We start from the raw sequence: 12,462 nt of genomic DNA on the forward strand, positions 1-12,462 counted from the left end.
AGTCGTCTAATATAAGTGTAACCTCTGCTAATTCATAGATTTCCTCTCTGCTGCAGTTTTATCCATCGATGCAAAAGCCAATGACACGACACCTATTTTATCACTTGTAATATTCTCAATACTTCCACGCAAAATCACTTTTAGAGGGGCTTCTCCATTTAAAACCGCGTTAATATAATCTTTTTGATTCAGGTACAGTCCTCCTGCTCTAATCCAGATTAAATTCATATACTAATTATCCTCTATTAAGCCTAGCACCTTACTGCAATATTCCTCATTATAATCAAGCCACATTTCAACATGCTTGCTATCTGCAACAGTCCATAACTCTTTTTTACCACTTGCAAGGCTATCATAAATATCTTTTCCCATAAAATAAGGAGTTGTTTTATCAACTTCACTATTGATGACAAGAGTCGGAATATGTATTTTTTTTGCAATATCAGCACATTCCACCTCTTTATACGAAAATCCAAGTTCAATGTTATTCACAACACTTCCACACAATGTCATATAGTCAGGTGGAATGCCTATATCCATGCTTTTCATCTCTTCTGCAACCATCCATTTCATACTGCTTACTGGACAGTCAAGAATAAGAAATGCTATATCCTCCTGTATATCTTTGTACGCAACTGCCTGAATTGCTGTGGCACCACCAAAGGATTCACCCCACACACCAATTTTCTTCTCTTGTGTAAATTCCTTTGCATATTTTATGCAATCAATTAGATCATATTTTTCCCAATATCCAAAGGTTGTTTTCTCGGCCGTATTTTCGCCGGAGCTTCTTTGGTCATATGTAATGACATTATACCCGTTTGCAAGAAATAATTCCGCTATGGGATAATTCGTATAGAGATTACCGCCAAGACCATGCGCCATAATAACAACATCATTATTCTTATCTTCAGAATAAATGAACTCCGCTGGTATCGTATGTCCGTCAAAAGATGATATTGGATTAATTTTCTCAATGGTGTAGGCTTGGCAAAATGTATCAAAATCAAAACCATACTCTGCCCATAAATCTTCATGCACATTTTTTGTTCCTTCATTATTAACAAGCTGAGTCGAACTTGCCACAATCTGTTTACCTAAATAATATGAAAAACCTAAAAAAATAACAGCCAATACTACTATTATACTAAATATTATAACCAGCACTTTTTTCTTTTTTCTCAATTAATATTCCTCCTCAAATTCCTTTTTTATATTTAGGGTACAGGGTTTTCTACTAATTATCAATATTAAGTTTTCAATGTACGTATATCAACTAAATTTCGTACTATATAAGAGTAGAGATTAACGCCTTTATTCTTATTTTTTTGTTATGATGAGTTTGATTGGTTAACGTCGCTAAATTTGGGATTTGCTCCCGTAATTAAAAGTGTTAACCTCGGCTCATTGTCGCTAATTCGATTTGGCAAGTTGGGATTTACTCCCGTGTAAACAACGAAACTGAATAGATACTGAGTAGAAGAAACCAATCATAACAAATTACATAGGAGACATTCTATGATTGCTGTAGGCATTGACGTTTCAAAATCTAAGAGCACCACTGCAATTCTAAATTCTGACGGAGAACTACTTTTAAAGCCAATTGATTTCCAACATTCGCGAAGTGACATGTCCGCTCTGTTTTCTCTACTGGATATATAAAACAACATCTTCCGAAAATCGGAGTAAAACCAAGCACATAATCAAATAGGATATGAGGTGAATTTCGTGAGCAAAGCAAACAATTGTTTTGTATACAATACGAAAATCATTGAGACTCCTACTACAAACACATTGGGAAATTGCTCGTATTGTTGATTACAAGAACGCTTATTATAATATGGCTGTTATCATGCGCCAAGGTTTAGACTATGCTATTGATTTAGGTATTATTGAAATGAATCCTTTTTCACTGGTAAAAGTTGATGGGAAACGCCTTTTTCGTAAGGTAAAGAAGAAAGCCAACTGTTCGGTAAATGGTTGGTCATGCTGATGAAAGAACTACTTTTGGCAACTACTGCTTTGATAGAAGTACCCAGGATGAGAAACAAAACAAAATAGAACAAGCCTTATCCTTTGGCTAAATGCAAAAGTGTAACCAACTGTAACCAAAAAACGGTCACACTTATATCCCAAAAACAATAAGGTTACACTTATATTTTTTCAAATCATTCACATAGAAAACAGCAGGAACCCTTGTATTCACTGGGTTGCACAAAAAAACACCGTCCCCGACGCTCCAACTCGTCAAAAGCAGTGCCTTGAGTACGCGATCGGGGGTTCGAACCCCGGACACCCTGATTAAGAGACAAAAAGACTAACAGATTTGTAAAAAAGGTTATTACTATAGTCTCGCCTTTTTTATTATTTTCTTATTATTTAGAAACGTGAAAACGAGAAAACGGGTTTTTCTTCATCCACCAAAGATAAAAGAAACGCTCATCCGAATATTCTATTTTTTCGTTGTATTTTTATAACGAATAGCAATATAATAAAATCAGGAGGTAAGCATTATGAAATGTGTAAGATATATTGCGGCAATCATGCTAAGCGTCCTGTATTACATTGTATTCTGCTGGATTATGGGTTGCGATTGTGGTGATCCCTGGAAGAAACTAATAGAGTGGGCTAAAAAGTAGCCCCTCTGTTTTCTCCCACACAAAAATGCAGTTTACCACTCTTGTGTATAAGTATCAAACACCCCATCATCTTCGGTTTCACGGTCATATTCTTCCTTTGAAATTAATCTTATCGAATCAACTGGAACCTTAAATGAGTCTGCAAAATCCTGTCTTTTTTTATCTATAAGCTCGTCAGTTATTTTACTGGGATTTACTCCTCCCAGCTCCCAGATTCATTGCTGCATATCCTACAGTTCCCTCTCCGCCATACATATAGCTGTCTTTTACTTTAAAATGCAACCCAACGGTTACATATACTAATTCATATCTACCTCTTTCCCCGGCTCAGCAGCCGAACGCTTTTATATTGCTTGTACATTTTTTGATTGAGTGGTGCTCTCCACCACTCGACTCATTTTAAATTTTTTCAAAATAAGTGAGATTAACTGTCTCTACTGTTATACTCATGCTGGGATTTCCCAACATACCTCTAGCCTCTTCAACAACTATTGTATAAGCATTCCAGTAATCTACATCAGATACTGTTTCATCAGGAACTCTTTTGCTTTCAATCATAAAAATAATGCTGCCATTGAGTTCTCCAACATCTGGATTAACTAAATATCTTTCATGTACCTCCCCTATAATGCTAATACCGGTTTCCTGATAAACTTTCACTGCTGCTGTATTCCAAATATCTCCAATGATAGCATTTGTATAATATTGGGGATCAAGTCCAAAAAATGAAATTGAATAATTTTGAGTTACCATAATTGACCATTCATACATTTTTAATATAATATATGTATTTCTGCCAAAATCGTTAAATTTCAAAATTATCGGCGGGAATGCCGATGTTCAAGCCTTTCAGCAGCTAAATCGGATACATGTAAACTGCATTTCATATCTTTTCTGTTAAAACTTGTCGGTTAATATGATATTTTAAAGTTACATTTGATGATATAGGCACCACTGTAATCATCAAATGTATAGTTCTCTTTCTATTACATTGAAGAAGGGCTTTCTTCTTTATCCCCAGATAAATCTGAGTCCCCTTCAATGTAATATGAAACGAAGATTTTACAATGCGTTATATTTAATAAATTTCAGTTCGTACTATATAAGAGTAGAGATTAACACCTCTATTCTTATTTTTTTGTTATGATGAGTTTGATTGGCTGACGCAATTTCAGTTGGGACACCACGCCCGAAATCTAAACCTGTCAGCCAGCTCTCATTATCATGCATTCGATTTAGCAGGTTGGGACGTAGCTCCCGTGTAACTAACGAACGTGAAAAGATACTAGAGAAGTTGGAACCAATCACAATAACCCACAAAGGAGGAATACTATGATTGCTGTAGGTGTCGATGTATCAAAGCACAAAAGCACAGTTGCTGTTATCAGCTCTGATGGTGAAATCAGGATGAAACCAACTGACTTCCATCATGACCAGCCAACCCTTAATCAACTTGTTTCTACCTTACTTAGTTTCCACGATGATGTTAAAATTGTCATGGAAGCTACTGGGCACTACCATAAGCCCATTCTAAAAATATTTCTTGAATCTAATTTATTTGTATCTGTCGTAAACCCTTACATTATTAAAAAATATTCTGAAAATGATATTCGTAAAGGTAAAACAGATAAAAAGGATGCTATGCGTATTGCCTGGTATGTCTTAGAAAAACACTACTCTATTGTTCCATACAATATTACTGACCAAAAATATGATGACCTAAAATATCTTTCAAGACAATACGGACAATGTGTTTCCATGCGTGTTAAAGCCCGTGTGCAGCTTTACAATCTTCTTGATAACATCATGCCAGGAATACAAACTATTATTAACTCACGTACCGCTGATCCAGATGATCGATTTACTTAAACAGACAGAGCTTTCCAGTAATGCCATTATGCATCAGATGCAGTCCATTGCTTGTACACTCCCCGAATATGACACTGTTCTTTCAATGGGTGGTGTAGGTTTTAAACTTGCACCTATTCTCATTGGTGAGATTGGAGATGTACGTCGTTTTACAAATGCTCGTGCGCTCAACGCCTTTGCCGGAAATGATGCGCCTCCATTCCAGTCCGGTTTATATGAGAGTCAAAGTAGACATATTTCCAAAAGAGGCTCTGCTATACTTCGAAAGGCTTGTTATGAAGTTACACAATGTCTCAAAATGCACCAGATGACCGATGACCCTGTTTACCAATACATACTCAAAAAAGAATCTGAAGGAAAGCCTAAAAATGTTGCTAAAATGGCAGGGGTTAATAAATTCCTACTCATCCATTACGCACAAGTAATGGAGGTTTATAATCAATAATTCTGTCTGACTCGTATAGCTTTATTAAGTGCGCCCTTTTTTACTTATCAATTTTCAAAAAACTACTTGACTTTTATTAGCAGGGTTTAGTTTAGTTGCAATAAAAAACTACTAACTTAATATTTCATAGTTAGTAGTCCTTATTTGACTAATTGTTAATTACGATACTTATATGTATACCATTTTCCCTCTATATGTTTGGTTTCTCCCTGACCGCTTCCAATCCATCGCCAATAATCTCCGTATTTTATTAAAGGATTAGTGTTACCCTTGTATCCCACCGGAACTGAATCCACAGAATAATAAAAACCAAACTCTTTTGAAGAAGGTGCAAGTCCAAACTCAAAAGTTTGAAAAGCAATAACAGGATGGTTTTCTTTGTATCTGTATCTAATTTCAGAAATACCAGGAATTTGGATTCCATCTGTTTCTCCGGTTTCTAATATAGTTTGAACGGCAGCTTCCACTTCTGATTTATTTCTATAGTACTTATATTCCGGGTGATCTTGATGGTCTTTTATAATAATTCTCACTACAATAAAAATAATTACTATTAATACAAGAACTATTATCTTTTTTTTCTTCATAAACGTTCCCCCTCGAATACCAAACTGTTCGAATTTATAACTATACAATATAATAAATTCTACTAACTATCAATATTAAGTTGTCAATGTATAATAGGTTAACTAAATTCTAATATAATTGAGTACATCTATTCTGCATTTTATGTCTTTTTCATTGAAGCATAGCAGCTACCATGTTATATTCTAAGCTGCATTTGAGGGGTTATTTCACCTTGCATCGTGATATGACACCACACCCTCAAGTGCATAATTTTCTTTTGTATAGCATTGAAGGGGTTGCTCCTTTTGTTATCCATTTATGGACACGTATTATAGCCTCTTCAATGCAAAGCTAGCTGAATTTCAGGTTACTGTTCTTCGTCCTTTATGCCTATTTCTTTTACCGCTATGTAAAAAATCTCCCATCAATGCAGTATCGAAATCCGATATAATCTTCAACATCTATATTCCCTACGCCTTCTCGTTCAATCTGTTCCAAGGCACCTCTTACACGATTTTGCAATAATCTTCTTACATCATTCATGCAATCCATCCTCCCCCTGACAAAGACCAAATTTATTTTCCATCTCTGCAATTCCCTGATTACGGATATTTTTTAATGCTTCCGCCCGTTCCAATTCGTCCTCATATTGCGACTGACTTATCTCTTTTAAGTGATGCAGAGCAACATGCATTCTGACACGTTGTACTTCACCGGTATTCATTGCCGTGTACAGTCCCTGTCTGGTATATCCCATTACATTAGCCATGTCTTTTATATTCAATCCGAAAGCCGTTGCTAAATCTTTCAAATCATACATTTACATTTCACCGCCTTTCTGTATCGACCCTTAACGTTTTTATTCATTTCCGTCAAAAGTTAGTTGAACTAAATTCTAATTTAGTAAAAAATGGATTATTTATTTTGCCCGCGACCAACTCGCGACCATTTTCGCGGCAAACTTTCCCCTCCCATTCTTCCCAATACGAAATCCTTTTCCGACATGGCTTTTTTCAGATTTTCTTTTCACTCTCTCAAACCCCAGTATTTTCAAGGATTTTTAAGCACAAAAAAACACCGTCCCCGACGCTCCAACTCGTCAAAAACAGTGCCTTGAGTACGCGATTGGGGGTTCGAACCCCAGACACCCTGATTAAGAGTCAGGTGCTCTACCAACTGAGCTAATCGCGCATACGTTTTTATTCAATTAGCGTTGTCTTTAATAAGTAACGCAAGTAATACTATAAATCATACAACCGAAAATTGCAAGCGTTTTTTTACAAATTTTTTAACAATTTTTTACTTTTATAAACATTTTAAAAACAAATAACTTCGGAGCTCCTTCTGGGAAAGATTTTTCAAAAAAGGGAACTGCCTTTTATCAAGACAGTTCCCTTTATATATCTATGTCTTAATCATATCCACTAATACATTCTTACTCAGAATTCCACTAGCCGCAGCTACCGGTTTTCCCCATTTGAAAACGACAAATGTGGGGACTACCCCAATACCAATTTCTGCTGCCAGAGCTTTATTATCGTCAATATTAATTTGGCATACCTTAACCCTGCCGTCATACTCGTCAGCAAGCTCATCCAGGATACTCTCCATCATAGCACACTTCCTGCACCATACGGCATAAAATTCAACCAATACGGGCGTTTTCGATTTCAGAACCTCCTGTGGATAACTTTTCGCAGTCACTTTGATTTTCATAGCAAACACCACATTTCTTCTTAAACTCTATTTGCCACAGCGGCTCCCATTATTCAAAATTTCACACACTTCTACAAAAGAACGTTTCAGGCACATTATCTTGCGGTTCAAGTCCGGCCTGCAGTACATCTTACGGCAGACATAATCTTTCCAGCTTCTTCTTCTCATCCATACCCCTATCCGCCTGAGACGCTGTACCAGGCTTCATCTACTCATAGTTATATTATGATAGATATGAAAAAATGTGACTCCTCTATTTTCGAACCGCAATCATCTTATTAATGGGATTTCCCTTTGAAGAAAATTTCTCCTCATATTCTGTCCTCACGTTGCCTCTGTTAAGCGTTTCATGATGATGCAGGTCATACGTGTATTTGCTGATTGTCCATCCTGCCTCCTTCGCCTGCCCCAGAGAAAAATTAAACAGCTCTGTATTATCTGTTTTAAATTCAATCTGCCCGCAGGGCTCCAGAATTTCCTCATAGCGCGCCAGAAATTCCTTGGAAGTCAGCCGCCTCTTTGCATGACGTGCCTTAGGCCACGGGTCCGAAAAATTCAGGTGAATCCGTTCTACTTCATTATGTGAAAAGACATCCCCGATATTTTGAGCATCCATACAGACAAAACGTACATTTTTCAATTCCTTGAACTCTTCCGTATCAAATTTTTCCACAGCCCGCAGCAAGACACTGGAATACCTTTCTATTCCTATATAATTAATATCCGGATGCATAAGAGCCATGTTTAATATGAAGCCGCCCTTTCCCATACCAATCTCAATGTGTATAGGATTTTTATTACTAAACACCTGTCTCCAGCACCCTCTTTGGGCCTCAGGCCTTTTAATCACTGCAGGGTGGGTCTGGATTGTCCCCTCTGCACGTGGAATATTTCTCAATCTCATATTTATTACTCCTTTTTATTTCTCTCCCCAAATTATGTTTTATGGTAAGTATAATACAGATTAGCCAAAAATCAATCCTCTTCCTGTGAAAAAACAAAATATTTTTAAGAAATTTTTTATTATGAAAATGATTCTGGTCTAAACCGGTCGAAATAACGCCCTGTACTCACCTTGCTTTTTTTCCGAAATGGTGTATGATTAAAACAACTACTAATAACAAACTACGGGAGGCTTACTATGGACTCTATTGTGAAGAGGTTATCAGAAATAGAATCTGCTGCCGCTGCCATTGTGGACCATGCAGAAGCGCAGAAAGCGGCCCTGGATGAGGAGTACCAGGAGGCACGCCGCAAGTTTGATAAAAAACTGGAAGCAAAAACACAGGACAGAATTGCAAAAATACGGGATGAATTAGAACGCAGCAAGGCAAAACTTATTGCAAGTCAGGCCGGAACGAACAATGATTTTATCACAGCTCTACAGAAGGAATATAATGAAAAACATACGGATTATGCCCGGGAAATCTTAAAACGGATTACAGAGGTGTAGCCTATGGGAAATCTGCTTGTTTACAGTGGAATTGTGACTAAAATCCGCGCTATGGAAGCCCGGCTTTTAAAAGTGGAGCAGTTTGAGGAGATTGCAGGTCTTCACAGTGTACCAGAAGTGTTTACCTATCTGAAGGAGCACTCTTCCTATGCTGATGTTTTAGAGGCAATTGACGAAACAAGGCTTCACCGCGGCGATATCGAAAAGATTTTAATTCAATCCTTATATCAGGATTATCAGAAAATTTTTGCCTTTTGCAATCTGGAACAGCGCAAATTTTTAAAGGTTTATATGAAGCGCTATGAAATTGATTTAATCAATTATTGTTTTCGTATTGTGATTAATCATTATGACCAACCCTTTGATTTAGACTATAAAAGACCCTTTTTTGACAAGTATTCCAACATTTCCATTGAGAAGCTTATTACATCAAAAACAACGGATGAACTTGTTGAAAACCTGAAAGGTACAGAATACTACTCACCATTGAAGAAGCTTAAGGACAGCCACCCGGTCACCCTATTTGATTACGACCTGGCTCTGGATTTGTATTATTTTTCTTCTATATGGAAAAGCAGGAAAAAGATGCTGAAAAAGAAGGAATTAGAAATTTTTACCCGTGACTGCGGTTCGGAGATCGATTTGCTGAACCTGCAATGGATATACCGGGCGAAAAAGTACTATGATATGGCGCCGGCAGACATTTATTCTCTTCTTATTCCCATACACTACAAGATTTCTACGACTTTAATTAAGGAGCTTGTAGAATCATCTAATATAGAAGAATTTTATTTGTCCATGCAGAAAACATCCTATTCACGTCACTATGATTTTGAGCAAAATCTGACAATTGAACAGATGTATACAAACTGCCTGCATCACCTTTATACCATAGACAGAAGGCGCAACCCCTATTCCATTGCCACAATTAACACCTATTTATTCCTGAAAGAAGAAGAGCTCAGAAAGCTGACGACCGCTATAGAATGTATCCGTTACAGTCTTACACCCAGCGAAACGTTAGCGTACGTTGGAGGTATAACGCAATGATTGTTAAAATGAAATTCATTAACATCTCCGGCCCTCGGAACGATATAGACCGGGTAACAGATCTCTACCTGTCTCGCTATGAAATTCAGTTGGAGTCAGCCCTCTCCGAACTAAAGACAATTGATGATCTGAGACCTTTCGTAGAAATAAATCCGTATCGGGATGCTTTAAATAAGGCTATACTATTTGTAGACTATTTGCAAAATCCAGAAAATATTATACCTGATGATTCCCTTGGCTTGAATGATATGTTTGAAGTTATACGAAAAGCAAATGAAAGCTACATGGAATTACAGGAAAAGAAAGAGGAACACAAGAAGAAAATTGACAGTCTGAGAAAAAAACAGCAGACTATTTCTCCCTTCCGTCCCATCGACTGTGAGTTAGGACAAGTCTTGAACTATAAGTATATCGCATACCGGTTTGGACGGATTGCGGTAGAATATTACAACAAGATGAACAAGTACCTGATGGATGGCCTCAGCGCTATTTTTGTAGAGGGAGAGCGGGATGAAAGCTATGTGTACGGAGCATATTTCGTGTCTCCGGGAGAATCCCAGAAGGTAGATGCGGTGTTCCGTTCCCTTCATTTTGAAACAATAAAGCTATCTGACGAATTTCGCAAGACTCCTGCTGAAGAGTATCACAGGCTGGTCCGGGAGATTTACAATGTGACTCAGGAAGTTGAAGAACTGGATAAAGCTGCCGGAGAAATGCTCCTTACACATGCCCCTCAGCTTATTGCTGCAAGAAACCGGCTGGAAGAGCTTGCCAATAACTTTGATGTCCGTAAAATGGCCGCTAGGGTTGAAAACCAAAAGGAAGATTATTATATTTTGTGTGGCTGGATGTCAGAAAAGGATATCGAGATGTTTTTACTGGAAGTAGAAGACGATGACAAAGTCTTTGTAGTAGTAGAGGATATCCCTAATACTTATTTTAGCGAACCTCCCACAAAATTAAAGAATCCTGGGATTTTTAAACCCTTTGAAATGTTTATCCAGATGTATGGCCTGCCCTCTCATAATGAGATGGATCCCACCATATTTGTGGGGCTGACTTATTCCTTCATATTTGGAGTTATGTTTGGAGATGTGGGGCAAGGACTCTTACTTCTTATCGGCGGGGGATTAATCTATTGCTTTAAGAAAATTCCTCTGGCAGGAATTATCGCAACAACCGGTATTTTTTCTATGATTTTTGGGTTTATGTTTGGCAGTGTGTTTGGATTTGAAAATGTCATTCCCCCATTGTGGCTAAGACCTATTGAAAACATGACCATGCTGCCGTTTATCGGAAAATTAAATACCGTTTTCATTGTATCGGTAGCTTTTGGTATGGGTATCATTCTGATTGCAATGCTCCTGCATATTATCAATGCCATCCGGGCACGGGATACAGAAAACATCTGGTTCGATTCCAATGGAATTGCCGGATTCATATTTTATCTTTCTGCCGTAGTTACCATTGTGTTATTCATGACCGGCCATAAACTTCCAGGAGGGATTGTAATGGCTGTTATGTTTGGTGTACCACTTTTATTTATTTTATTTAAAAAGCCAATCACAAGGAAAATCCAGAAACGTGCAGATACAATGGAGGGAAGTGCTGGCATGTTTCTCATACAAGGTTTTTTTGAATTGTTTGAGACACTTTTAAGTTACTTTTCCAACACTCTTTCTTTCGTTCGTATTGGCGCTTTTGCCGTCAGCCATACTGCCATTATGGAAGTGGTACTGCTTCTGTCAGGTGCAGAAAGCGGCTCTCCGAACTGGGCCGGCGTCATATTTGGTAATCTGTTCGTATGCGGGTTTGAAGGGCTGATTGTGGGAATCCAAGTTCTGCGTCTGGAATATTATGAGATGTTCAGCCGCTTTTACAAAGGAGGAGGCAGAGCTTTTGAGCCATATACTAAGAAAACGAAAAAAGCAATGAGAAAGTAGGGAGGACTTTAATTATGACTTTAGCAACAAAAAGTATTTTTATTGCAGCTTTAATTTTAAGCATTATCATTCCATTTGGATACTATTTAATTGGAGAGAAGAATAAAAAGCGTTACAAAAAAACCATTGGTGTAAATGTATTTTTCTTCTTCAGTTCTCTCGTTATTGCATCTATTATGATGCTGGGCGGTGAAGTACAGGCAGCCGACGCTGCCGCTGCCGCTTCTACTGCAACAGGACTTGGTTATCTCGCTGCCGCTCTGGTTACCGGTTTATCCTGTATCGGCGGAGGTATTGCCGTGGCAAGTGCTTCCAGTGCTGCTCTGGGAGCCCTCACTGAGGATTCCAGCGTACTTGGTAAGTCCCTCATTTTCGTAGGTCTTGCAGAAGGGGTTTGCCTGTATGGATTAATCATCTCCTTCATGATCTTAGGAAAGCTATAATATGAAAATGTATTTAATCAGTGATAATGTTGACACTTACACAGGAATGCGTCTTGCAGGGATAGACGGTATTGTGGTTCATGAGCGGGAAGAGCTTCATGAAGCCCTTCAGAAAGTCATGCAGGACAAAAGCATAGGCATTGTTCTCCTCACAGAAAAATTTGGACAGGAATTTCCTGATGTTATCAATGAATTCCGCCTGGAGCGAAAAATGCCCCTTCTTATTGAGATTCCTGACAGACACGGAACCGGACGTAAAAAAGACTTTATCACATCTTATATTACGGAAGCCATAGGGTTAAAACTGTAGAGAAAAGTAACTATTCATGGTTCTGAA

At 37.9% G+C, this 12,462-nt stretch carries 18 protein-coding genes and 1 tRNA gene; 9 read left to right on the forward strand and 10 right to left on the reverse strand.

Annotated elements, in window-relative coordinates; translation table 11 throughout:
• Positions 1–27: 27 nt before the first annotated feature.
• Both A8805_RS10855 and A8805_RS10860 read right to left on the reverse strand, forming a co-directional pair.
• Positions 28–228 carry a hypothetical protein gene (locus tag A8805_RS10855; RefSeq protein WP_109710989.1) on the reverse strand — a complete coding sequence of 67 codons (201 nt, stop codon included), beginning with the start codon at positions 226–228 and terminating at the stop codon, positions 28–30.
• Between the two features lie 3 nt (positions 229–231).
• Positions 232–1,185 (reverse strand): alpha/beta hydrolase, encoded by a 954-nt coding sequence (locus A8805_RS10860; RefSeq protein ID WP_109710991.1) that lies wholly within the window; start codon positions 1,183–1,185, stop codon positions 232–234.
• Positions 1,186–1,840: 655 nt separating this feature from the next.
• Between A8805_RS10860 and A8805_RS22340 the strand changes: the two genes are divergently transcribed.
• Both A8805_RS22340 and A8805_RS22765 read left to right on the forward strand, forming a co-directional pair.
• A complete protein-coding gene (locus A8805_RS22340; RefSeq protein WP_207657693.1) occupies positions 1,841–1,993 on the forward strand; it encodes a hypothetical protein in 153 nt (50 codons plus the stop codon).
• Between the two features lie 520 nt (positions 1,994–2,513).
• Positions 2,514–2,639, forward strand: coding sequence for a hypothetical protein (locus tag A8805_RS22765; RefSeq protein WP_278321238.1), 126 nt, complete (start codon positions 2,514–2,516; stop codon positions 2,637–2,639).
• Positions 2,640–3,038: 399 nt separating this feature from the next.
• On the opposite strand, the gene A8805_RS10865 is transcribed toward A8805_RS22765, so the two are convergent.
• The gene (locus tag A8805_RS10865) at positions 3,039–3,455 is read right to left on the reverse strand and encodes a hypothetical protein (protein ID WP_109710993.1); all 417 of its coding nucleotides are present in this window, start codon (positions 3,453–3,455) and stop codon (positions 3,039–3,041) included.
• A gap of 516 nt (positions 3,456–3,971) precedes the next feature.
• Between A8805_RS10865 and A8805_RS22590 the strand changes: the two genes are divergently transcribed.
• Together A8805_RS22590 and A8805_RS22595 are read left to right on the forward strand one after the other, a co-directional pair.
• Positions 3,972–4,508 carry an IS110 family transposase gene (locus A8805_RS22590; protein ID WP_242992345.1) on the forward strand — a complete coding sequence of 179 codons (537 nt, stop codon included), beginning with the start codon at positions 3,972–3,974 and terminating at the stop codon, positions 4,506–4,508.
• Positions 4,492–4,953, forward strand: coding sequence for an IS110 family transposase (locus A8805_RS22595; RefSeq protein WP_242992347.1), 462 nt, complete (start codon positions 4,492–4,494; stop codon positions 4,951–4,953). Before A8805_RS22590 ends, A8805_RS22595 begins: the two co-directional genes overlap by 17 nt.
• A gap of 155 nt (positions 4,954–5,108) precedes the next feature.
• Here A8805_RS22595 and A8805_RS10875 read toward each other — a convergent pair whose 3' ends face one another.
• From A8805_RS10875 to trmB, 7 genes are all read right to left on the reverse strand, one after another.
• Entirely contained in the window at positions 5,109–5,540 is a 432-nt protein-coding gene (locus A8805_RS10875; protein WP_109710995.1) for a hypothetical protein, read from the reverse strand.
• A 385-nt stretch (positions 5,541–5,925) separates the two neighbouring features.
• Complete coding sequence (locus A8805_RS22115) at positions 5,926–6,063, reverse strand: hypothetical protein (protein WP_181392801.1); 138 nt, start codon at positions 6,061–6,063, stop codon at positions 5,926–5,928.
• Positions 6,056–6,340 (reverse strand): hypothetical protein, encoded by a 285-nt coding sequence (locus A8805_RS10880; RefSeq protein ID WP_109710997.1) that lies wholly within the window; start codon positions 6,338–6,340, stop codon positions 6,056–6,058. Before A8805_RS10880 ends, A8805_RS22115 begins: the two co-directional genes overlap by 8 nt.
• Before the next feature lie 298 nt (positions 6,341–6,638).
• Positions 6,639–6,711, reverse strand: a tRNA-Lys gene (locus A8805_RS10885).
• A gap of 213 nt (positions 6,712–6,924) precedes the next feature.
• Positions 6,925–7,236, reverse strand: coding sequence for a thioredoxin family protein (locus A8805_RS10890; RefSeq protein ID WP_109710998.1), 312 nt, complete (start codon positions 7,234–7,236; stop codon positions 6,925–6,927).
• 27 nt (positions 7,237–7,263) lie between these two features.
• The gene (locus A8805_RS22120; protein WP_181392802.1) at positions 7,264–7,404 is read right to left on the reverse strand and encodes a hypothetical protein; all 141 of its coding nucleotides are present in this window, start codon (positions 7,402–7,404) and stop codon (positions 7,264–7,266) included.
• An 85-nt stretch (positions 7,405–7,489) separates the two neighbouring features.
• A complete protein-coding gene (gene trmB, locus A8805_RS10895; RefSeq protein WP_109711000.1) occupies positions 7,490–8,140 on the reverse strand; it encodes a tRNA (guanosine(46)-N7)-methyltransferase TrmB in 651 nt (216 codons plus the stop codon).
• A 237-nt stretch (positions 8,141–8,377) separates the two neighbouring features.
• Between trmB and A8805_RS10900 the strand changes: the two genes are divergently transcribed.
• From A8805_RS10900 to A8805_RS10920, 5 genes are read left to right on the forward strand one after another with little or no spacing between them, the layout of a single operon-like run.
• Complete coding sequence (locus A8805_RS10900; protein WP_109711002.1) at positions 8,378–8,689, forward strand: hypothetical protein; 312 nt, start codon at positions 8,378–8,380, stop codon at positions 8,687–8,689.
• A gap of 3 nt (positions 8,690–8,692) precedes the next feature.
• Positions 8,693–9,739, forward strand: coding sequence for a V0D/AC39 family V-type ATPase subunit (locus tag A8805_RS10905; protein WP_109711004.1), 1,047 nt, complete (start codon positions 8,693–8,695; stop codon positions 9,737–9,739).
• Positions 9,736–11,682, forward strand: a complete 1,947-nt coding sequence (locus A8805_RS10910) for a V-type ATP synthase subunit I (RefSeq protein WP_109711006.1) — start codon at positions 9,736–9,738, stop codon at positions 11,680–11,682. The genes A8805_RS10905 and A8805_RS10910 overlap by 4 nt, the downstream gene beginning before the upstream one ends.
• A gap of 14 nt (positions 11,683–11,696) precedes the next feature.
• On the forward strand, positions 11,697–12,125 hold the full coding sequence (locus A8805_RS10915; RefSeq protein ID WP_109711008.1) for an ATP synthase subunit C: 429 nt from the start codon (positions 11,697–11,699) through the stop codon (positions 12,123–12,125).
• Between the two features lies 1 nt (position 12,126).
• Entirely contained in the window at positions 12,127–12,435 is a 309-nt protein-coding gene (locus A8805_RS10920; protein ID WP_109711010.1) for a V-type ATP synthase subunit F, read from the forward strand.
• Positions 12,436–12,462: the final 27 nt, after the last annotated feature.

Origin of the sequence: Faecalicatena contorta (assembly GCF_003149105.1) — a bacterium.
In the GTDB taxonomy this organism is placed as follows: Bacteria; Bacillota; Clostridia; order Lachnospirales; family Lachnospiraceae; genus Muricomes; species Muricomes contortus_C.

Excerpts from the sequence above, each read along its gene's own strand:
- A8805_RS10855 (WP_109710989.1), bottom strand. The coding sequence starts at position 228 with ATGAATTTAATCTGGATTAGAGCAGGAGGACTGTACCTGAATCAAAAA.
- A8805_RS22340 (WP_207657693.1), top strand. The coding sequence starts at position 1,841 with ATGGCTGTTATCATGCGCCAAGGTTTAGACTATGCTATTGATTTAGGT.
- A8805_RS22765 (WP_278321238.1), top strand. The coding sequence starts at position 2,514 with ATGAAATGTGTAAGATATATTGCGGCAATCATGCTAAGCGTCCTGTAT.
- A8805_RS22590 (WP_242992345.1), top strand. The coding sequence starts at position 3,972 with ATGATTGCTGTAGGTGTCGATGTATCAAAGCACAAAAGCACAGTTGCT.
- A8805_RS22595 (WP_242992347.1), top strand. The coding sequence starts at position 4,492 with ATGATCGATTTACTTAAACAGACAGAGCTTTCCAGTAATGCCATTATG.
- A8805_RS10875 (WP_109710995.1), bottom strand. The coding sequence starts at position 5,540 with ATGAAGAAAAAAAAGATAATAGTTCTTGTATTAATAGTAATTATTTTT.
- A8805_RS22115 (WP_181392801.1), bottom strand. The coding sequence starts at position 6,063 with ATGAATGATGTAAGAAGATTATTGCAAAATCGTGTAAGAGGTGCCTTG.
- A8805_RS10880 (WP_109710997.1), bottom strand. The coding sequence starts at position 6,340 with ATGTATGATTTGAAAGATTTAGCAACGGCTTTCGGATTGAATATAAAA.
- A8805_RS10890 (WP_109710998.1), bottom strand. The coding sequence starts at position 7,236 with ATGAAAATCAAAGTGACTGCGAAAAGTTATCCACAGGAGGTTCTGAAA.
- A8805_RS22120 (WP_181392802.1), bottom strand. The coding sequence starts at position 7,404 with ATGAGAAGAAGAAGCTGGAAAGATTATGTCTGCCGTAAGATGTACTGC.
- trmB (WP_109711000.1), bottom strand. The coding sequence starts at position 8,140 with ATGAGATTGAGAAATATTCCACGTGCAGAGGGGACAATCCAGACCCAC.
- A8805_RS10900 (WP_109711002.1), top strand. The coding sequence starts at position 8,378 with ATGGACTCTATTGTGAAGAGGTTATCAGAAATAGAATCTGCTGCCGCT.
- A8805_RS10905 (WP_109711004.1), top strand. The coding sequence starts at position 8,693 with ATGGGAAATCTGCTTGTTTACAGTGGAATTGTGACTAAAATCCGCGCT.
- A8805_RS10910 (WP_109711006.1), top strand. The coding sequence starts at position 9,736 with ATGATTGTTAAAATGAAATTCATTAACATCTCCGGCCCTCGGAACGAT.
- A8805_RS10915 (WP_109711008.1), top strand. The coding sequence starts at position 11,697 with ATGACTTTAGCAACAAAAAGTATTTTTATTGCAGCTTTAATTTTAAGC.
- A8805_RS10920 (WP_109711010.1), top strand. The coding sequence starts at position 12,127 with ATGAAAATGTATTTAATCAGTGATAATGTTGACACTTACACAGGAATG.